The organism is Klebsiella sp. 7-CIP_Kleb., from assembly GCF_050378655.1.
Lineage (GTDB): Bacteria > Pseudomonadota > Gammaproteobacteria > Enterobacterales > Enterobacteriaceae > Klebsiella > Klebsiella quasipneumoniae.
Genome location: NZ_JBNRLJ010000002.1, coordinates 955,034 through 974,318, shown reverse-complemented (window position 1 = coordinate 974,318; position 19,285 = coordinate 955,034). Strand labels below are relative to the sequence as shown.

The 19,285-nt window shown below is 59.2% G+C and carries 16 protein-coding genes and 1 other annotated feature; of the genes, 10 read left to right on the top strand and 6 right to left on the bottom strand.

What is annotated here, in order from left to right; genetic code table 11:
* Positions 1-5: 5 nt before the first annotated feature.
* Complete coding sequence (priC, locus tag ACQUTI_RS12280) at positions 6-533, bottom strand: primosomal replication protein N'' (RefSeq protein WP_048294269.1); 528 nt, start codon at positions 531-533, stop codon at positions 6-8.
* A 69-nt stretch (positions 534-602) separates the two neighbouring features.
* Here priC and ACQUTI_RS12275 point away from each other — a divergent pair, with 69 nt between their 5' ends.
* The 9 genes from ACQUTI_RS12275 to ACQUTI_RS12235 all read left to right on the top strand — a co-directional run bounded on the left by ACQUTI_RS12275 (position 603) and on the right by ACQUTI_RS12235 (position 9,989).
* Positions 603-980 carry a DUF454 family protein gene (locus ACQUTI_RS12275; RefSeq protein ID WP_004204740.1) on the top strand — a complete coding sequence of 126 codons (378 nt, stop codon included), beginning with the start codon at positions 603-605 and terminating at the stop codon, positions 978-980.
* A 150-nt stretch (positions 981-1,130) separates the two neighbouring features.
* A complete protein-coding gene (gene apt / locus ACQUTI_RS12270) occupies positions 1,131-1,682 on the top strand; it encodes an adenine phosphoribosyltransferase (protein ID WP_004204738.1) in 552 nt (183 codons plus the stop codon).
* A 92-nt stretch (positions 1,683-1,774) separates the two neighbouring features.
* Positions 1,775-3,682, top strand: a complete 1,908-nt coding sequence (gene dnaX / locus ACQUTI_RS12265; RefSeq protein WP_138100148.1) for a DNA polymerase III subunit gamma/tau — start codon at positions 1,775-1,777, stop codon at positions 3,680-3,682.
* Positions 3,015-3,079: a sequence feature (DnaX frameshifting element), on the top strand. (Overlaps the previous gene by 65 nt.)
* A gap of 57 nt (positions 3,683-3,739) precedes the next feature.
* Positions 3,740-4,072 (top strand): YbaB/EbfC family nucleoid-associated protein, encoded by a 333-nt coding sequence (locus tag ACQUTI_RS12260; RefSeq protein WP_002892173.1) that lies wholly within the window; start codon positions 3,740-3,742, stop codon positions 4,070-4,072.
* Positions 4,072-4,677, top strand: a complete 606-nt coding sequence (gene recR, locus ACQUTI_RS12255) for a recombination mediator RecR (protein WP_002892177.1) — start codon at positions 4,072-4,074, stop codon at positions 4,675-4,677. The genes ACQUTI_RS12260 and recR overlap by 1 nt, the downstream gene beginning before the upstream one ends.
* Before the next feature lie 111 nt (positions 4,678-4,788).
* A complete protein-coding gene (gene htpG, locus ACQUTI_RS12250) occupies positions 4,789-6,663 on the top strand; it encodes a molecular chaperone HtpG (RefSeq protein WP_004177228.1) in 1,875 nt (624 codons plus the stop codon).
* A 222-nt stretch (positions 6,664-6,885) separates the two neighbouring features.
* Positions 6,886-7,530, top strand: coding sequence for an adenylate kinase (adk, locus tag ACQUTI_RS12245; protein WP_002892184.1), 645 nt, complete (start codon positions 6,886-6,888; stop codon positions 7,528-7,530).
* A gap of 128 nt (positions 7,531-7,658) precedes the next feature.
* A complete protein-coding gene (gene hemH / locus ACQUTI_RS12240; RefSeq protein ID WP_017898889.1) occupies positions 7,659-8,621 on the top strand; it encodes a ferrochelatase in 963 nt (320 codons plus the stop codon).
* Positions 8,622-8,684: 63 nt separating this feature from the next.
* A complete protein-coding gene (locus tag ACQUTI_RS12235) occupies positions 8,685-9,989 on the top strand; it encodes an inosine/guanosine kinase (RefSeq protein ID WP_004204733.1) in 1,305 nt (434 codons plus the stop codon).
* Between the two features lie 34 nt (positions 9,990-10,023).
* On the opposite strand, the gene ybaL is transcribed toward ACQUTI_RS12235, so the two are convergent.
* Both ybaL and ACQUTI_RS12225 read right to left on the bottom strand, forming a co-directional pair.
* A complete protein-coding gene (gene ybaL / locus ACQUTI_RS12230) occupies positions 10,024-11,700 on the bottom strand; it encodes a YbaL family putative K(+) efflux transporter (RefSeq protein ID WP_004204732.1) in 1,677 nt (558 codons plus the stop codon).
* Between the two features lie 225 nt (positions 11,701-11,925).
* Positions 11,926-13,146, bottom strand: a complete 1,221-nt coding sequence (locus ACQUTI_RS12225; RefSeq protein ID WP_004204731.1) for an MFS transporter — start codon at positions 13,144-13,146, stop codon at positions 11,926-11,928.
* 268 nt (positions 13,147-13,414) lie between these two features.
* On the opposite strand from ACQUTI_RS12225, the gene ushA reads away from it, so the two are divergent.
* Complete coding sequence (gene ushA / locus ACQUTI_RS12220; protein WP_004204729.1) at positions 13,415-15,067, top strand: bifunctional UDP-sugar hydrolase/5'-nucleotidase UshA; 1,653 nt, start codon at positions 13,415-13,417, stop codon at positions 15,065-15,067.
* 105 nt (positions 15,068-15,172) lie between these two features.
* On the opposite strand, the gene ybaK is transcribed toward ushA, so the two are convergent.
* The 3 genes from ybaK to copA all read right to left on the bottom strand — a co-directional run bounded on the left by ybaK (position 15,173) and on the right by copA (position 19,281).
* Positions 15,173-15,652: a Cys-tRNA(Pro)/Cys-tRNA(Cys) deacylase YbaK gene (gene ybaK / locus ACQUTI_RS12215; protein WP_004204728.1), complete on the bottom strand. Its 480-nt coding sequence runs from the start codon at positions 15,650-15,652 to the stop codon at positions 15,173-15,175.
* Positions 15,653-15,853: 201 nt separating this feature from the next.
* The gene (locus ACQUTI_RS12210; RefSeq protein WP_023319864.1) at positions 15,854-16,648 is read right to left on the bottom strand and encodes a TraB/GumN family protein; all 795 of its coding nucleotides are present in this window, start codon (positions 16,646-16,648) and stop codon (positions 15,854-15,856) included.
* A gap of 131 nt (positions 16,649-16,779) precedes the next feature.
* A complete protein-coding gene (gene copA / locus ACQUTI_RS12205; protein WP_428923274.1) occupies positions 16,780-19,281 on the bottom strand; it encodes a copper-exporting P-type ATPase CopA in 2,502 nt (833 codons plus the stop codon).
* Positions 19,282-19,285 lie beyond the last annotated feature (4 nt).

Here is a 19,285-nt window from a genome sequence, read left to right as displayed (position 1 = left end):
TCCTGTTAGCGCGTCAGCCGCGCCAGTACGTTTTCAATCTTATCCAGCGCCTGTCGGCAGCGCGCCAGCCGTCCACTGTAGACCTCGACTTCCCTGGCCAGCCGCTGCTGCTCGTCGAGGCTGGTAGCCTGCGTCAGCTGGCGCTGGCGTTGGTCGCGCATCGCCAGCAGGCGGCGCTCATACTCCTGATGCTGTAGGCGACGGCGCTGCCAGCGGCTCAGCGTTGGCGAGGCATGGTCCCAACTGCGCAGCGACCAGGTGGCGGTTTCGCGACGCAGCGCAGCGATTTGCGCCGCCAGACGCTCGGCGATCCAGGCTACCTGCGGCAACTGCTGGCGCTCGACGGCCTGGCGGAGCTGGAGAAAGTTGTGTTGGGCTTCCGCCAGATAGGCCTGCATCAGCGTGCTGCGGGTGTGAAAGAGCTGGCGGTCAAAGCGCGGGCTGAGGGTCGCGTGCTCCGCCAGCGGCGCCACCTGCGCGGCCAGCTCGCTGAGCTGATTGTTCAGCGTTTGTAAAAGTTGAGCTGTTTTCACCAACCCCCTCCATTCTCCATCAGCCAACTGTGCTACAGTAGCCGTATCTGTTTGATAACGATTCGCATTATGCCACCTGTTATTTTAACCATTATCGGCTGGCTGGCGGTAGCGCTGGGTACGCTGGGCGTCTTCTTACCGTTGCTGCCGACGACGCCGTTTATTCTGCTTGCTGCCTGGTGCTTTGCCCGCTCATCGCCGCGCTTTCACCAGTGGCTGCTGTATCGCTCATGGTTCGGCGGCTATCTTCGCCACTGGCAACAGTACCGCGCCATGCCTCGCGGCGCCAAACCGCGCGCCATTGCCATGATCGTGGCGACTTTTGCTATTTCGCTGTGGCTGGTTAAGCTTACGTGGGTGCGCATCATGCTGTTGGTCATTCTGGCCTGTCTGCTGATCTTTATGTGGCGCATTCCGGTGGTTGACGCAAAGCAACAAAAGCACTGATGCGCAATAATGCCTGTTGCAATTGTTGCTGACAGCCAGTAAATTCTGGCGTTTTCGAGCGCGGGTAAGCCTGGTCAAAGGTTAAACAAATGTTTCTTTGGCCCCTTTTGCACGCCCGTGGGTAACACCGTTTCAATCAGGCATACACTTATGACCGCAACTGCACAGCAGCTTGAATATCTGAAGAACAGCATCCAGAGTATCGAGGATTATCCAAAACCGGGCATTCTTTTCCGCGATGTCACCAGTTTACTGGAAGACCCGAAAGCTTACGCGCTCAGCATTGAACTGCTGACCGAGCGCTACAAAGACGCGGGAATTACCAAAGTGGTAGGGACTGAGGCGCGTGGCTTCCTTTTCGGCGCACCGGTTGCGTTGGCGCTGGGCGTGGGCTTTGTTCCGGTACGCAAGCCGCGTAAGTTGCCGCGTGAAACCATCGCTGAGAGCTATGAGCTGGAGTACGGCACCGATCAGCTGGAGATCCACGTTGACGCCATCAAACCGGGCGACAAAGTGCTGGTGGTGGACGATCTGCTGGCGACCGGCGGAACCATCGACGCGACGGTCAAACTGATCCGCCGTCTCGGCGGCGAAGTGCAGGATGCCGCTTTCATTATCAATCTCTTCGATCTGGGCGGCGAACAGCGCCTGGAGAAGCTGGGGATCCACTGCTTCAGTCTGGTGCCGTTCCCGGGCCACTAAGCAAATCCCTCCACATAGCCTCGCCGATCGGGCGGGGCTGTGATAGCATGACCCCTTCGTGATTTCACCTTCCAGCGTTTCAGAGCCAGCCCATGAGTTATCAGGTCTTAGCCCGTAAATGGCGCCCACAAACCTTTGCTGACGTCGTCGGCCAGGAACATGTGCTGACCGCACTGGCGAACGGCTTGTCGTTAGGGCGCATTCATCACGCTTATCTCTTTTCCGGTACCCGCGGAGTCGGTAAGACCTCCATCGCCCGCCTGCTGGCGAAAGGGTTAAACTGTGAAACCGGCATCACCGCCACCCCCTGCGGCGTGTGCGATAACTGCCGGGAAATTGAACAGGGGCGCTTTGTCGATCTGATTGAGATTGACGCCGCCTCACGCACCAAAGTCGAAGATACCCGCGACCTGCTGGATAACGTCCAGTACGCGCCGGCCCGCGGCCGCTTCAAGGTCTATCTCATCGACGAAGTTCATATGCTGTCGCGCCACAGCTTCAATGCGTTATTAAAGACGCTGGAGGAGCCGCCGGCGCACGTCAAATTCCTGCTGGCGACGACGGATCCGCAGAAGCTGCCGGTGACGATCTTATCCCGCTGCCTGCAGTTCCACCTGAAGGCGCTGGACGTTGAACAGATCCGCCATCAGCTGGAGCATATTCTTGGCGAAGAGCAGATTGCCTTCGAGCCCCGCGCGCTGCAGCTGTTGTCGCGCGCCGCCGACGGCAGCCTGCGCGATGCCTTAAGCCTGACCGATCAGGCTATTGCGAGTGGAGAAGGGCAACTGACGGCGGCGTCGGTGAGCACCATGCTCGGCACCCTCGATGACGATCAGGCACTGTCGTTGATTGAAGCCCTGGTCGCTGCCGATGGTGAGCGAGTCATGGCGGGCGTCAATGACGCCGCCGCGCGCGGCGTTGAATGGGAGGCGCTGCTGGTGGAGATGCAGAGCCTGCTGCACCGCATCGCCATGGTTCAGCTGTCCCCTTCGGCGCTGGGCGCCGACATGGCCGCGGTCGAAGTGCGGATGCGCGAACTGGCGCGCACCGTACCGCCGGGCGACGTTCAGCTCTACTACCAAACGCTGCTGATTGGCCGCAAAGAGCTACCCTATGCCCCGGACCGGCGGATGGGCGTCGAAATGACGCTGCTGCGCGCCCTGGCGTTTCATCCGCGTAAGCCGCTGCCGGAGCCCGAGGTGCAGCCGGCGCAGGCCGCCGCGCCCGCGCCGCGCCAGCCGGTTTCCCCCGCAGCGCCGCCGCCACAGCCGCCGCAGAGTTTGCCGCCGACCACCAGCCAGGTGCTGGCGGCCCGCAGCCACCTGCAGCGCAGCCAGGGAGCAACCACCTCAAAAAAGAGTGAACCGGCAGCCGCTTCCCGCGCGCGGCCGGTGAATAACGCTGCGCTGGAGCGACTGAGTTCGATTACCGAGCGCGTCCAGGCTCGTCCGGCCGCGGCGGCGCTGGAGCAGGCCCCGGCGAAGAAAGAGGCTTATCGCTGGAAGGCGACGACGGTGGTTGAAGAGACCAAAGTCGAAGTCGCCACGCCTAAAGCGCTGAAAAAAGCGCTGGAGCATGAAAAAACGCCTGAGCTGGCGGCCAAGCTTGCCGTTGAAGCGGTCGAGCGCGACAGCTGGGCGGCAGAAGTGAGCCAGTTGGCAGTACCGAAGCTGGTCGAGCAGGTGGCGCTCAACGCGTGGAAAGAGCAGGAGGGCAATCGCGTCTGTCTGCATCTGCGCTCCAGCCAGCGCCACCTCAATTCCGCCGGCGCACAGCAAAAGCTGGCTGAAGCGCTGGGGGTGTTGTACGGTACGCCCGTTGAATTGACCATCGTGGAAGACGATAATCCCGCGATGCGCACGCCGCTGGAGTGGCGGCAGGCTATTTATGAAGAGAAGCTCGCGCAGGCGCGCGAAGCGATTATTGCGGATAATAACATTCAGACCCTGCGTCGTTTCTTTGACGCCGATCTGGATGAAGAGAGTATCCGCCCCATTTGACTGCAAGTTTGACTTGCAGTCAGTACCTTTAATGATGACTGACTGAGAGAGAAGCCTATGTTTGGTGGAAAAGGCGGCCTGGGTAACCTGATGAAGCAGGCCCAGCAGATGCAAGAAAAAATGCAGAAGATGCAGGAAGAGATCGCTCAGCTGGAAGTGACCGGCGAATCCGGCGCGGGTCTGGTGAAAGTGACCATTAACGGCGCGCACAACTGCCGCCGCGTGGAGATCGACCCAAGCCTGCTGGAAGATGACAAAGAGATGCTGGAAGATCTGGTGGCTGCCGCGTTCAACGACGCTGCGCGCCGTATCGAAGAGACCCAGAAAGAGAAGATGGCTTCCGTCTCTGCCGGTATGCAGCTGCCGCCAGGCTTCAAGATGCCGTTCTGATGCAAACCAGCCCGCTGTTAACTCAGCTTATGGAAGCACTGCGCTGTCTGCCGGGCGTCGGCCCGAAGTCGGCGCAGCGCATGGCGTTTACCCTGCTGCAGCGCGATCGCAGCGGCGGGATGCGTCTGGCGCAGGCGCTGACGCGCGCGATGTCGGAGATCGGCCACTGTGCCGATTGCCGCACCTTCACCGAGCAGGAGGTGTGCAATATCTGCAGCAACCCGCGTCGCCAGGAAAACGGCCAGATCTGCGTGGTGGAGAGTCCGGCGGACATCTACGCCATTGAGCAGACCGGGCAGTATTCCGGCCGCTACTTCGTGCTGATGGGGCACCTGTCGCCGCTCGACGGCATCGGGCCTGATGACATCGGGCTCGATCGCCTGGAGCAACGGCTGGAGGCGGAGTCGATCACCGAGGTGATCCTTGCCACCAACCCGACCGTTGAGGGCGAGGCGACAGCCAACTATATCGCGGAGCTGTGCGCGCAGTATGGCGTCGACGCCAGCCGAATCGCCCACGGCGTGCCGGTGGGCGGCGAGCTGGAGATGGTCGACGGCACCACGCTGTCCCACTCGCTGGCCGGTCGCCACAAGATTACTTTCTGAACAAATGGAGGCGGCTATCGCCGCCTCCGCTTGAAAAATTTCCCCACTGTCCCCATCTCCCACTCAACGGTTTTTTACCCATTTAAAATGGCATTGTTGAGGTTGAATCAGATGAAAGGACAAGAAACTCGTGGTTTTCAGTCAGAAGTAAAACAGCTTCTGCACCTGATGATCCATTCCCTCTATTCCAACAAAGAAATCTTTCTGCGTGAGCTGATTTCCAACGCCTCTGATGCGGCCGATAAGCTGCGTTTCCGCGCGCTGTCGCAGCCGGATTTGTATGAGGGAGACGGCGAGCTGCGCGTGCGGGTTTCGTTTGATAAAGACAACCGTACCCTGACCATTGCCGATAACGGGATCGGTATGAACCGGGAAGAGGTTATCGACCATCTCGGCACCATCGCCAAATCCGGCACCAAAGCGTTCCTCGAATCGATGGGTTCCGACCAGGCAAAAGATAGCCAGCTGATTGGCCAGTTCGGTGTCGGCTTCTATTCGGCCTTCATCGTGGCGGATAAAGTGACCGTCCGTACCCGTGCGGCAGGCGATAAACCTGAGAACGGCGTGTTCTGGGAATCCGCCGGCGAAGGGGAATATACCGTGGCTGACATCACCAAAGCCGATCGCGGGACCGAAATCACCCTGCATCTGCGCGAAGGTGAGGACGATTTCCTCAACGACTGGCGCGTGCGCTCCATCATCAGCAAGTATTCCGACCATATCGCGCTGCCGGTTGAGATTGAGAAACGGGAAGAGAAAGACGGCGAAACCGTTATCAGTTGGGAAAAAATCAACAAGGCGCAGGCCCTGTGGACTCGCAGCAAGTCTGAAGTTAACGACGACGAATACAAAGAATTCTACAAGCACATTGCCCATGACTACAGCGACCCGCTGACCTGGAGCCACAACCGCGTGGAAGGTAAGCAGGAGTACACCAGCCTGCTGTATATCCCGTCGCAGGCGCCGTGGGATATGTGGAACCGCGATCATAAACACGGCCTGAAGCTGTACGTCCAGCGTGTGTTCATCATGGACGACGCCGAGCAGTTTATGCCGAACTACCTGCGCTTCGTACGCGGCCTGATAGACTCCAACGATCTGCCGCTGAACGTCTCCCGTGAAATTCTGCAGGACAGCAGCGTGACCCGCAACCTGCGCACCGCGCTGACCAAACGCGCACTGCAGATGCTGGATAAGCTGGCGAAAGACGACGCCGAAAAATATCAGACCTTCTGGAAACAATTCGGCCTGGTGCTGAAAGAGGGGCCGGCGGAAGATCCGAGCAACCAGGAGGCGATCGCCAAACTGCTGCGCTTCGCGACCACCCATACTGACTCCTCCGCGCAGACCGTGTCGCTGGAAGAGTACGTCTCACGCATGAAAGAAGGTCAGGAGAAGATCTACTACATCACTGCCGACAGCTATGCGGCGGCGAAGAGCAGCCCGCACCTCGAGCTGCTGCGTAAGAAAGGGATCGAAGTGCTGCTGCTCTCCGATCGCATCGACGAGTGGATGATGAGCTACCTGACCGAGTTCGACGGCAAAGCGTTCCAGTCTGTCGCTAAAGCCGACGAGTCGCTGGACAAGCTGGCGGATGAAGTGGACGAGTCCACCAAAGAAGCCGAAAAAGCGCTGGAGCCGTTCGTTGAGCGTGTGAAAAACCTGCTTGGCGACCGGGTCAAAGAGGTGCGTCTGACCCATCGTCTGACCGATACCCCGGCGATTGTCACCACCGATGCCGACGAGATGAGCACCCAGATGGCGAAGCTTTTCGCGGCTGCGGGCCAGGCGGCGCCGGAAGTGAAATACATCTTCGAACTGAACCCGGCGCATCAGCTGGTGAAACGCGCAGCCGATACCCAGGATGACGCGCAGTTCGGCGAATGGGTGGAACTGCTGCTGGATCAGGCGCTGCTGGCCGAGCGCGGCACGCTGGAAGATCCGAACCAGTTTATCCGCCGTATGAACCAGCTGCTGGCTTCCTGACGCGAACCTGAACGAGTAGCCCGGCCGAGCGACGCGACGCCGGGAACGGGATAAATGCCCCGTCTGAGCGATTTGCTCAGACGGGGCATTTCACATTGGATTGCATAAAATATCTCACCATTAACCGTTTCAGCCGCACCGCCTTCCTTGAGCCATCGCCGTTCTGGTGGTATGGTTTAGCGTTTTTGAAAAATTGAATCGACTTTTGAGGGGATTTTCGTAATGCGTATTATTCTGCTTGGCGCTCCGGGCGCGGGTAAAGGAACTCAGGCTCAGTTCATCATGGAGAAATACGGTATTCCGCAAATCTCCACCGGCGATATGCTGCGCGCTGCGGTAAAATCCGGCTCTGAGCTCGGTAAGCAGGCGAAAGACATCATGGACGCCGGCAAGCTGGTGACCGATGAGCTGGTTATCGCGCTGGTTAAAGAGCGTATCGCCCAGGAAGATTGCCGTAACGGCTTCCTGCTGGACGGTTTCCCGCGCACTATTCCGCAGGCTGACGCCATGAAAGAAGCGGGCATTACCGTTGATTACGTGCTGGAATTCGACGTGCCGGACGAACTGATCGTCGACCGTATCGTTGGCCGTCGCGTTCACGCGGCATCCGGTCGCGTATACCACATCAAATTCAATCCGCCGAAGGTGGAAGGCAAAGACGACGTGACCGGCGAAGAGCTGACCACCCGTAAAGACGACCAGGAAGAGACCGTGCGTAAGCGTCTGGTGGAATATCATCAGATGACGGCGCCGCTGATCGGCTACTACACCAAAGAAGCGCAGGCGGGCAACACCAAATACGCCAAAGTCGACGGCACCAAAGCGGTGGCTGACGTGCGCGCCGAACTGGAAAAAATCCTCGGCTGATAAAGCCTTTTCTCATCCTGCTGCGGCAGGATGAGAACTCCTCTCATTCCTACCTTTTGCTATGATTGGTTCCGTTTAGCGCCATTTCAGCTACAATTGGCTGCGATTCAAATGGTTAAGAGGCGGTAATGCATCAGACGAAAACAGGTATCTTGCTGGCCAATTTAGGCACTCCCGATGCGCCCACCCCCGGTGCGGTGAAGCGTTATCTGCGACAATTCCTCAGCGACAAACGGGTGGTGGATACGTCTCGTCTGCTATGGTGGCCGCTGCTGCGCGGCGTCATACTGCCGATTCGCTCTCCCCGCGTGGCTAAACTCTATCAGTCCGTCTGGATGGAAGAGGGGTCGCCGCTGATGGTATACAGCCGTCGCCAGCAGCAGGCGCTGGCTGCCAGACTGCCGGATACCCCGGTGGCGCTGGGCATGAGCTATGGAACGCCGTCGCTGGCCAGCGCGGTGGATGATTTACTGGCGCAAGGGGTGGGGCACATCGTGGTGCTGCCGCTGTATCCGCAATATTCCTGCTCGACGGTGGCTGCCGTCTGGGATGAGCTGGCGCGGATCCTCGCGAAAAAACGCGCCATTCCCGGTATCTCGTTTATTCGCGATTACGCCGGGCACCCGGACTATATCCATGCTCTGGCGGCCAGCGTGCGCGCCTCGTTTGCCGTTCATGGGGAACCGGATCTGCTGCTGCTTTCCTATCATGGGATCCCGCAGCGCTATGCCAACCAGGGAGATGATTATCCTCAGCGCTGTCGTGATACCACGCGGGAACTGGTCTCCGCGCTGGGGCTGCCACCGGAGCGGGTGATGATGACCTTCCAGTCGCGCTTTGGCCGGGAACCCTGGCTGACGCCGTACACCGATGAGACGCTGAAGATGCTCGGCGAGAAAGGGACGAAGCATATTCAGGTGCTGTGCCCGGGCTTTGCCGCCGACTGTCTCGAAACGCTGGAAGAGATCGCCGTCCAGAACCGGGAAATCTTCCTCGAAGCGGGTGGCAAGCAATATGAATACATTCCGGCGCTTAACGCGGACGCCGCGCATATTGAGATGATGGTCAACCTGACCGCGCCTTATCGCTGATCGCGCGCAGGGCGGGGAATATGCTACTATTTCCCGCTTGTTCCCTGTTATTTAAGCGCCACTATGAAATTTCCCGGTAAACGCAAATCCAAACACTATTTTCCCGTTAACGCCCGCGACCCGCTGCTACAGCAAATTCAGCCGGAGAATGAATCCAGCGTCTCCTGGGTGGTGGGTATCGACCAGACGCTGGTGGATATCGAAGCGAAAGTGGATGAGGCGTTTATCGTGCGCTACGGCCTGAGCGCGGGCCACTCTCTGGTGATTGAAGATGATGTCGCCGAGGCGCTGTACCAGGAGCTGGTGCGCAATAATCTTATTACTCATCAGTTTGCCGGCGGCACGATCGGCAATACCATGCACAACTACTCGGTGCTGGCGGACGATCGCTCGGTGCTGCTTGGCGTCATGTGCAGCAATATCGAAATCGGCGGCTATGCCTATCGCTACCTGTGCAATACCTCCAGCCGTACCGATCTGAACTATCTGCAGGGCGTTGACGGCGCCATTGGCCGCTGCTTCACCCTGATCGGCGATAGCGGCGAGCGCACCTTCGCCATTAGCCCGGGTCATATGAACAAGCTGCGCCCGGAAAGCATTCCGGAAGCGGTGATCGCTGGCGCCTCGGCGCTGGTGCTGACCTCCTACCTGGTACGCTGCAAGCCGGGCGAGCCGATGCCGGACGCGACGATGAAAGCCATCGAGTATGCCAAAAAGCATGATGTGCCGGTGGTGTTAACTCTTGGTACCAAATACGTGATTGCCGATAACCCGGCGTGGTGGCAGCAGTTCCTGCAGGATCATGTCTCGATTCTGGCGATGAATGAAGAGGAAGGGGAAGCGCTGACCGGTTTTGCCGATCCGCTGTCGGCGGCGGACAAAGCGCTGGACTGGGTCGACCTGGTGCTGTGCACCGCCGGACCGGCGGGGCTATATATGGCGGGCTTCACCGAAGAAGAGGCGAAGCGTAAAACCCAGCATCCGCTGCTGCCGGGGGCGATCCCGGAATTTAACCAGTTTGAATTCAGTCGCGCGATGCGTCACCAGGACTGCGTCAATCCGCTGCGAATTTATTCGCACATCGCGCCGTATATGGGCGGCCCTGAGAAGATCATGAACACCAACGGCGCAGGCGACGGCGCGCTGGCGGCGCTGCTGCATGACATCACCGCCAATAACTACCATCGCAATAACGTACCCAACTCCAGCAAACACAAATGCAAATGGCTGACCTACTCCTCGCTGGCGCAGGTGTGTAAATATGCCAACCGCGTGAGCTATCAGGTGCTGAACCAGCACTCGCCGCGTTTAACCCGCGGCCTGCCGGAACGTGAGGACAGCCTGGAAGAGGCGTACTGGGATCGATAAGCGAGTCCCTCTCCCGACGGGAGAGGGCTGTACATCAGCCAGTGACCACTTCACCGGCGGGTGGCGTTTCCAGAAGCTGCAGCATGGCGCGGGCAATTTCCCGCTCGCCCATCACCACCTGATTGGCCCCACGGTCGATAATGTAATCCACTTCATCATCGTAATGGGCGCGGGCGATAATCTCGATATTCGGACATTTTTCCCGTGCGGAGGCGACAATCTCGCCGGCCTCATAGCCGTTGGGAATGGTCAGCAGCAGCCAGCGAGCGCAGTCGAGATGCGCCAGCTCCATGATCTCTTCATTGGCGGCATTGCCCAGCACCGCGCTGATCCCGCGCTCGCGTAGCTCATCCACGCGGGTGCGCGAGGTTTCAACCACCACCAGCGGGATCCCCTGGGCCATCAGCTTCTCGCCCAGCAGGCTGCCGACGCGGCCGAAGCCGACCAGCAGCGCGTGGTTGCAGATATCGACCGGCACCTGCTTCTCGTCTTCCAGCACCTCTTCCAGGGTCTGCTCGTCGAGGGTTTCGGTTTTATCGAGATATTTTTCCAGCAGGGTAAACAGCACCGGGTTGAGCATAATCGAGATGATCGCCCCGGCCAGCACCAGGTTTTGCCCGGCCTGCGGCAGCAGGTTAAGCGCCATCCCCAGGCCGGCGAGAATAAAGGCAAATTCACCAATCTGCGCCAGGCTGGCGGCAATCGTCAGTGCGGTACGCGGCGAGTGGCCAAACATACGCACGAGGAAAAAGGCGGCTGCGGATTTACCAAAGATAATGATCGCCAGCGTCGCCAGCACCGCCAGCGGCTGCTGGACCAGCACCATTGGGTCAAACAGCATGCCGACGGAGACAAAGAACAGCACCGCGAAGGCGTCGCGCAGCGGCAGGGTGTCATGGGCGGCGCGGTGGCTCAGCTCGGATTCATTAAGCACCATGCCGGCAAAGAAGGCGCCGAGGGCGAAGGAGACATCAAACAGCTCCACGGCGCCGAAGGCGATGCCCAGCGCCAGGGCCAGCACCGACAGGGTGAACAGCTCGCGCGAGCCGGTGGCCGCGCTGCGGGACATGATCCACGGCACCAGCCGACGGCCGACCAGCATCATGATGGCGATAAAGGCCACCACTTTGCCAATGGTGATCCCGAGGTCGAGGGCGAGGGAAGCGAAGCCAACGTTGCCTTTCTCCGCCATACCGGCCACTGCCGGCAGCAGGACCAGCGTCAGGACCATCACCAGGTCTTCCACAATCAGCCAGCCGATGGCGATCTGCCCGCGCTGACTGTCAATCAGCTGTCGTTCCTCCAGGGCGCGCAGCAGCACCACGGTACTGGCGGTGGAGAGACACAGGCCAAAGACGATGCCGGTCATCAGCGACCAGCCAAGGGCGGCGGAGAGCGCCATACCCAACAGCGTCGCCACAGCTATCTGGGCGATGGCCCCGGGAATGGCGATCGACTTTACCGCCATCAGATCCTTGAGGGAAAAATGCAGCCCGACGCCGAACATCAGCAGGATCACGCCGAGTTCCGCCAGTTCCGGAGCCAGTTTGGTGTCAGCAACAAAGCCAGGGGTGAAAGGTCCGGCCAGCACGCCCGCTAAGAGATATCCCACCAGAGGAGAAATACGTAGCTTATTGGCAATCATGCCGAGAATAAAGGCGAGCACGAGGCCGCCGACAATGGTGGTGATTAGCGGTGTTGCGTGGTGCATTCCGTCTCCTTTCCAGTGGTGAATCGGTCCATTTTGCTACCCTGTCCGCGTAATAGTTTATGACAAAAACGTTCACTTTGTTTATGAATAATTCTTGAATTGTGCAAAAAAATGCAATTAGGGGATGAAAAGGCACAGAAGGGAAAATCGAGGGAGGAATGCGCGCATCAGGCCGATGGCGCAAGGGGTAACGGCGGCCAGCGTTACACTTTGGCCGCCGGATAATCAGGCTTTTTGCCGGTTATCAGGAAGAAATATCGTCAGGAATCCCAGCAGCGGCAGGAAGGCGCAGATTTTATACACCAGGTCGATACTGGTATGGTCCGCCAGCAGGCCCAGCACCGCGGCGCCAAGGCCGCCCATGCCAAAGGCGAAGCCGAAAAACAGACCAGAAACCATACCGATACGTCCCGGCAGCAGCTCCTGGGCATAGACCAGGATAGCGGAGAAGGCCGAGGCGAGGATAAAACCAATGATCACCGTTAAAATCCCGGTCCATTCAAGGCTGGCATAGGGTAAAACAAGGGTGAAGGGCGCCACGCCGAGGATAGAGCCCCAAATAACATATTTTCGCCCAATCTTATCGCCAACGGGCCCGCCAATCACCGTCCCGGCGGCCACCGCGAACAGGAAGGCAAACAGATGCAGCTGGGCATTTTGCACCGATAAGCCGAACTTATGCATCAGATAAAATGTGTAATAGCTGCTGATGCTCGCCATATAGAAATATTTCGAGAAAATCAGCATCAGCAGAATACCTACCGCCAGAATCACCTTATTGCGCGGCAGCGGATTGACGATCGCCGGCTTCGGTTTGCCCTTATTCATCCGGTGCTGTGCGGCGTACCAGCGGCTGATTTGCGACAGCACGACGATAGCCAGCAGGGCGGCCAGTACGAACCAGGCGACGTTGCCTTTACCATACGGGGCGATGATCACCGCCGCCAGCAGCGGACCAAGCGAACTGCCGAAGTTGCCGCCGACCTGGAACAGCGACTGGGCCAGGCCGTGACGGCCGCCGGAGGCCATCCGCGCCACGCGGGACGATTCCGGATGGAAAACCGAGGAGCCGGTACCCACCAGCGCGGCGGCCAGCAGCACCATACCGAAGCTACCGGCCAGCGCCAGGAGGATCAAACCGCAGAGGGTAAAGCACATGCCCACCGGCAGCGACCACGGCATCGATCGTTTATCGGTAATATAGCCAATCACCGGCTGGAACAGCGATGAGGTGAGCTGGAAGGTGAGGGTGATCATCCCGATCTGCACAAAGGTAAGGGAGAACTCGGCCTGCAGCAGCGGGTAGATCGCGAGAATGAGCGACTGGATCATATCGTTAAGCAAATGGGACAGGCTGATCGCGCCTAAGATGCCAAACGAGGTGCGCGCTTTTTGCGGCGGCGCAGCGGGGCCGGACACGGGTTGAGCGGTCTGATTGATTGCCATAGGTTCACGTCACTTTTTTATATAGCTTTCGTTATTTGTACGCCATGCGACTGCCCTGATTTTCCCGGCTACTGCATGGGAAATATGACGAACGGGCTAACGCACTGCCATACAACGCGAAGGCGTATAGAGGATGCAGGTGGAATTATTATCCAACTAACATACCTGCTGACAAGGTTTGAAGGAAGTCGCAATTCTGAAAACATATTTGTCAATGCGACTAACTCGCTATACTTTCGGCACTTGGGATTAAGTCAGGGAGTGAAGCATGCATTGTTTAAAACACAGCGTGGCGCTGGCGTTATTCGCCGCGTTATCGCTGGGCAGCCTGTCCGCGCAGGCCTATGAGCAGGATAAAACCTATAAAATTACCATCCTGCACACCAACGATCACCACGGCCATTTCTGGCGCAATGACTACGGCGAATATGGCCTCGCGGCGCAGAAAACGCTGGTGGACGGTATTCGTAAAGAGGTGGCGGCTGAAGGCGGTAGCGTTCTGCTGCTGTCCGGCGGGGATATCAATACCGGGGTGCCGGAGTCTGATTTACAGGATGCAGAGCCCGATTTTCGCGGCATGAACCTGATCGGCTACGACGCGATGGCGGTGGGGAACCACGAGTTTGATAATCCGCTGAGCGTGCTGCGCCAGCAGGAAAAGTGGGCGAAGTTCCCGTTCCTGTCGGCCAATATTTATCAGAAAAGCACCGGCGAACGGCTGTTCAAACCCTGGGCGCTGTTTAAGCGCGGCGGGTTAAAAATCGCGGTGATTGGCTTAACCACTGACGATACGGCCAAGATTGGCAATCCAGAATATTTCACCGATATCGAATTCCGCAAACCGGCGGAAGAGGCGAAGCTGGTGATCCAGGAGCTGCAGCAGAATGAAAAGCCGGACGTGATCCTGGCCACCACCCATATGGGCCACTATGACAACGGCAACCACGGCTCTAACGCGCCGGGGGATGTCGAGATGGCGCGGAGTTTACCCGCGGGCTCGCTGGCGATGATCGTCGGCGGTCACTCGCAGGATCCGGTGTGCATGGCGTCGGAAAATAAAAAGCAGGTCGACTATGTGCCAGGGACGCCGTGCGCCCCGGATCGTCAGAACGGCATCTGGATCGTCCAGGCGCATGAGTGGGGCAAATACGTCGGCCGCGCCGATTTTGAGTTCCGCAACGGCGAGATGAAGCTGGTGCACTATCAGCTGATCCCGGTCAACCTGAAGAAAAAAGTGACTTACGATAACGGCCAAAGCGAGCGGGTGCTGTATACGCCGCAGATCGCGGAGAACCCGCAGATGATGTCGCTGCTGACGCCGTTCCAGAACAAAGGTAAGGCGCAACTGCAGGTCAAGATCGGCAGCGTGAATGGTCATCTGGAGGGCGATCGCAGTAAAGTGCGTTTCGTGCAGACCAATATGGGCCACCTGCTGCTGGCGGCGCAGATGGCGCGCAGTAATGCGGATTTCGCGGTGATGAGCGGCGGCGGGATCCGCGACTCCATTGAGGCGGGCGATATCACCTACAAGGATGTGATGAAGGTCCAGCCGTTTGGCAATGTGCTGACCTATGTCGATATGAGCGGCAAGGAGGTGGTGGATTACCTGACCGCCGTCGCGCAGATGAAGCCAGATTCCGGCGCCTATCCGCAGTTTGCCAACGTCAGCTTTGTGGCCAAAGACGGCAAGTTGAACGATCTGAAAATCAAAGGCGAACCGGTGGATCCGTCGAAGACCTATCGGATGGCGACGCTGAGCTTTAACGCCACCGGCGGCGATGGTTACCCGAACATCGCCGATAAACCCGGGTATGTGAATACCGGCTTTATCGATGCCGAAGTGCTGAAAGAGTATATCGAGAAGAACTCGCCGCTGGATGCTGCCGCCTATGAGCCGAAAGGCGAGGTGAGCTGGCAGTAAGCCTGGGTTTCGGGTGAGCTATTTCCACGGTGGCGCTACGCTTACCGTGGCTATGAGTTGGGGAGCCCGGATAAGGCGCGTGCGCCGTTATCCGGGATAGTGTTATCAATCGCGGCGGGCGATATCGGCGAACTTCGCATCCAGAAGCTGCGCCAGATCGCTGGCCGCCAGCTCAATATCCAGCCCGCGTTTGCCGCCGGAAATATAGATAGTGGCAAATTCCTGCGCCGGGGCGTCAATCACCGTCGGCAGGCGCTTCTTCTGCCCCAGCGGACTGATACCGCCCACCAGATAGCCGGTGATACGCTGCGCCACCATCGGGTCGGCCATGTCGACTTTCTTGGCGCCCAGCGCTTTCGCCACTTTCTTCAAATCCAGTTGCCCGGCGACCGGGGTGACGGCGACCGCCAGATGCTTCATATCGCCATTAACGGCGACCAGCAGGGTCTTGTAAACCTGATCGGCATTGAGGCCGAGCTTGCGCACCACTTCATCACCGAAGTTGGTCTCATTGGGATCGTGATCGTAACTGTGGATCTGAAAGGGAATTTTGTTTTTTTCGAGTAATTTAACGGCGGGAGTCATAGCTATCCTTCTTACCAACCGGTTTTGCGTGACGTCAGAATACGCCCGCAGGTTGTCTAAAAAATAGTACCATCTTGCGCAATAGTGTTGGCAGTGATGGTCACTTTGAGCGACAATCAGACGATCCGGGATACAAATCCCGGGATAATAATAATGATGAAATTCCTCTTTGACGGGCCAATAGCAATATTGGCCATTTTTTTATGTCAGCATATCCGGCAGATTCCCTTCGCCATACAGATGCAGCGCGCCGACGGCGACCACGTAGCGCCCCGGCGGCAAGGCCAGCAGCGTCTCGCGCCAGGCGAGATTGCGCTGATGCATCAGCACATCATATAAAGACTGGCTGAAGGTCGTCGGCAGCGATACCGCACCGCGCGACGGCGGTTGCTCCAGCCACCAGCCGATCATGACCTGCAGTAAACGGGCGTTGGTGCGCCAGTGGGTCAGCGTATCTTCCAGCAGCGCCATTCCGCCATCGGGCAGGTCGCGCAGCAGCGCGATCTGGCTGTCGGCGCCTTCCAGCTCCATCACCGCTATGTTGCTCTCGCGGGCGGCCATCAGCAACTGATAATCGATACCGTAATCCGGCCGCAGCCCCAGCTTCTGCGCCTGGGTGGCCTGCAGAACCATCGCCACCTGCCACAGCGGCTGGCTGTCGAACAGCTCGACCGACAGGCCCAGCTCGCCGGCTCGCGCTTGTAGCTCGCTCAGCTGCGCGTCGCTCAGGCGCTCCGCCAGCGGCGGATAAGCGGGGAGATTGCTAAACGGGGTTTCATTGCCGCTGATATCGGCCTCGACGATTAACGCATCGGCCTGACGTATTTTTTTCAGCAGTTTCGCTGGCGGCGGCGCCATGTCGCGGGTGCCCATATGGATGCTGCCGACGAGGTGCAGATAGCGTTCGCCGGGCAGGACGATATCCATCGCAGGCCAGGAATAAGACGAGCCGACGGCGGCTCGCCACAGCATTTTTATCCGGTTTAACAGGCCCATACGCGCTCCGAAGTGTGAGGCATTCATGCTAGCGCATATGGTGATACACGTCACCCTTCCGGCGGGCTTTTCTTGTCCCGGAAAAAAAGCGGGCGCCGATCCTGTCAGCGTCCGCTTTCCTGCAGCAGCGTTTACTCTTTTGGTTTAAAGCGCAACAGGCGGTTAGCGTTACTCACCACGGTGATCGACGATAGCGCCATCGCCGCGCCGGCGACCACCGGATTGAGCAGCGTGCCGGTCAGCGGCCAGAGGATCCCGGCGGCAATCGGGATGCCCAGCGAGTTGTAGACAAAGGCCCCCAGCAGGTTCTGCTTCATATTGCGTAAGGTCGCCTTCGAAATCGCCAGCGCATCGGCCACGCCGTGAAGACTATGGCGCATCAGGGTGATCGCCGCGGTTTCAATAGCGACATCGCTGCCGCCGCCCATGGCGATCCCGACATCCGCCTGCGCCAGCGCGGGGGCATCGTTAATCCCATCGCCAACCATCGCCACTTTGTGCCCCTGGCTCTGCAGACGCTTAATGGCGTCGGCTTTACCGTCCGGCAGCACGCCGGCAATCACTTCATCAATGCCGGCTTCTTTGGCGATGGCATTCGCGGTAGTGGGGTTATCCCCGGTGAGCATCACCAGGCGGTAGCCCTGACGATGCAGGCGCGCCAGGGCGTCGACGCTGTCTTCGCGCAGTGGGTCACGGATGGCGAACAGCGCGGCCGCCTGACCATCCACCGCCAGCAGCACCGGCGTAGCGCCGCGCGAGGCCTGCGCCATCATCTCGCTTTCTATATCGCTGGTGGCGATATGCTGCTCGTTGAGCAGCGCCTGGTTGCCGAGCAGCAGGCGATGACCTTCCGCCTCACCGCTGACACCAAGGCCGCGCAGGGTGCGGAAGCCGCTCACTTCCGGCAACGGGCTGTCTCCGGCTTTATCGAGGATCGCTCGCGCCAGCGGATGGCTTGAGCCCTGCTCGAGCGCGGCGGCAAGACGCAGCGCGGTAATCTCATCAACGCCAGTGAAAGTTTTCACCGCCAACACCTGCGGCTTGCCTTCGGTCAGGGTGCCGGTTTTATCGAACACCAGGGTGTCGAGTTCACTGGCGCGCTGCAGCGCATCGGCGTCGCGCACCAGTACGCCGTATTCCGCCGCCCGGCCAACGCCGGAAATGATCGACATTGGCGTCGCCAGCCCTAAGGCGCACGGACAGGCGATAATCAGCACCGTGGTGGCGATCACCAGGGTATAGACGATCTGCGGCGCCGGGCCGAAGAAGTACCAGATCGCCGCGCTAATCAGCGCAATGGCGACCACCGCCGGGACAAACACCGCGGAGATTTTATCCGCCAGCTGGCCGATCTCCGGCTTGCTGCTCTGCGCCTGGCGCACCATGCGGATAATACGTGCCAGCGTGGTCTGGCTGCCGACGGCGCTGGCGGTGAACAGCACGCTGCCGTCCTGCACCACGGTGCCGGCGTGAATGGCATCGCCATCGCCTTTTTGCTGTGGTACCGGTTCGCCGGTGAGCATCGCTTCATCAAACCAGGCTTCGCCCTGGCTTATCACGCCGTCAACCGGAACGCGATCGCCAGTGGTCAGGCGCAGCGTCATGCCGGCCTGAACTTCAGCGAGCGGCATATCCTTTTCTCCCTCAGGGGTCACCACGCGGGCTGAAGGCGGCGTCAGGTCGAGCAGTTTTTCCAGCGCTTTTGAGGAGCGCTGGCGGGCGCGGGCCTCCAGCATATGGCCGAGGTTAATCAGACCGATAATCATTGCGCTGGCTTCGTAATAGAGATGGCGGGCTTCCATCGGGAACCACTGTGGCCACAGGTTGACGCTCATCGAGTACAGCCAGGCGACGCCGGTACCGAGCGCCACCAGCGTATCCATGGTGGCGGTGCCGTTTTTCAGGCTTTTCCACGCACTGCGGTAGAAGTGCCCGCCGGCGAAGACCATCACCGCAAGGGTGACGAGGCCGATGACCAGCCACAGCGAACGGTTGTCGTCGCTGACCATCATGTTATCGCCGATCATGCCCCAGACCATCACCGGCACGCCGACCAGCAGGGCGAAAATCGCCTGCCAGCGAAAACGTTTCATGGTGGCGATGGCGGTTTCCTGCTGACGTTCGCGGCGTTCCAGATCGTCCTCGATCGCCTCCGCGCCGTAGCCCGCTTTCTCCACCGCCTGCACTAATTCTGCGGCGGACGCACTGCCCATCACCAGCGCCGTGCGTTCCGCCAGGTTAACCCGCGCCTGTGAGACGCCCGGAACCGCGGCAAGCGCGTTCTGTACCCGGGAGACGCAGCTGGCGCAGCTCATGCCGTTGATCAGCAGCTGTTGACTGTCATCTTCGTCATGGGCTGCCGGAAGCTCAGGAGTGGCCGCTGTCAGTGCTTCCGACGGGATTGATGATTCTGCCAGCGGTTTAGCCTTTGGGTGGCTGAGCTCCGCGCCGTATCCGGCTTGTTTAACGGTTTCAATCAGCGCTTGAGCGCTGGCGCTGCCCGTCACATGGGCTTCAGTGAGGGTGACTTCCGCTTGCTCAACGTCAGGACGCTGCTCCAGACTCTCTTTCACGCGTTTGACGCAGTGGCCGCAGGAGAGGCCATCCAGCGTCAGGTCGATAGTGTTAGACATAAAT

Bases quoted from the DNA above. Each gene is read 5' to 3' on its own strand.
- ACQUTI_RS12275 (WP_004204740.1), top strand. From the start codon at position 603: ATGCCACCTGTTATTTTAACCATTATCGGCTGGCTGGCGGTAGCGCTG.
- apt (WP_004204738.1), top strand. From the start codon at position 1,131: ATGACCGCAACTGCACAGCAGCTTGAATATCTGAAGAACAGCATCCAG.
- dnaX (WP_138100148.1), top strand. From the start codon at position 1,775: ATGAGTTATCAGGTCTTAGCCCGTAAATGGCGCCCACAAACCTTTGCT.
- ACQUTI_RS12260 (WP_002892173.1), top strand. From the start codon at position 3,740: ATGTTTGGTGGAAAAGGCGGCCTGGGTAACCTGATGAAGCAGGCCCAG.
- recR (WP_002892177.1), top strand. From the start codon at position 4,072: ATGCAAACCAGCCCGCTGTTAACTCAGCTTATGGAAGCACTGCGCTGT.
- htpG (WP_004177228.1), top strand. From the start codon at position 4,789: ATGAAAGGACAAGAAACTCGTGGTTTTCAGTCAGAAGTAAAACAGCTT.
- adk (WP_002892184.1), top strand. From the start codon at position 6,886: ATGCGTATTATTCTGCTTGGCGCTCCGGGCGCGGGTAAAGGAACTCAG.
- hemH (WP_017898889.1), top strand. From the start codon at position 7,659: ATGCATCAGACGAAAACAGGTATCTTGCTGGCCAATTTAGGCACTCCC.
- ACQUTI_RS12235 (WP_004204733.1), top strand. From the start codon at position 8,685: ATGAAATTTCCCGGTAAACGCAAATCCAAACACTATTTTCCCGTTAAC.
- ybaL (WP_004204732.1), bottom strand. From the start codon at position 11,700: ATGCACCACGCAACACCGCTAATCACCACCATTGTCGGCGGCCTCGTG.
- ACQUTI_RS12225 (WP_004204731.1), bottom strand. From the start codon at position 13,146: ATGGCAATCAATCAGACCGCTCAACCCGTGTCCGGCCCCGCTGCGCCG.
- ushA (WP_004204729.1), top strand. From the start codon at position 13,415: ATGCATTGTTTAAAACACAGCGTGGCGCTGGCGTTATTCGCCGCGTTA.
- ybaK (WP_004204728.1), bottom strand. From the start codon at position 15,652: ATGACTCCCGCCGTTAAATTACTCGAAAAAAACAAAATTCCCTTTCAG.
- ACQUTI_RS12210 (WP_023319864.1), bottom strand. From the start codon at position 16,648: ATGGGCCTGTTAAACCGGATAAAAATGCTGTGGCGAGCCGCCGTCGGC.
- copA (WP_428923274.1), bottom strand. From the start codon at position 19,281: ATGTCTAACACTATCGACCTGACGCTGGATGGCCTCTCCTGCGGCCAC.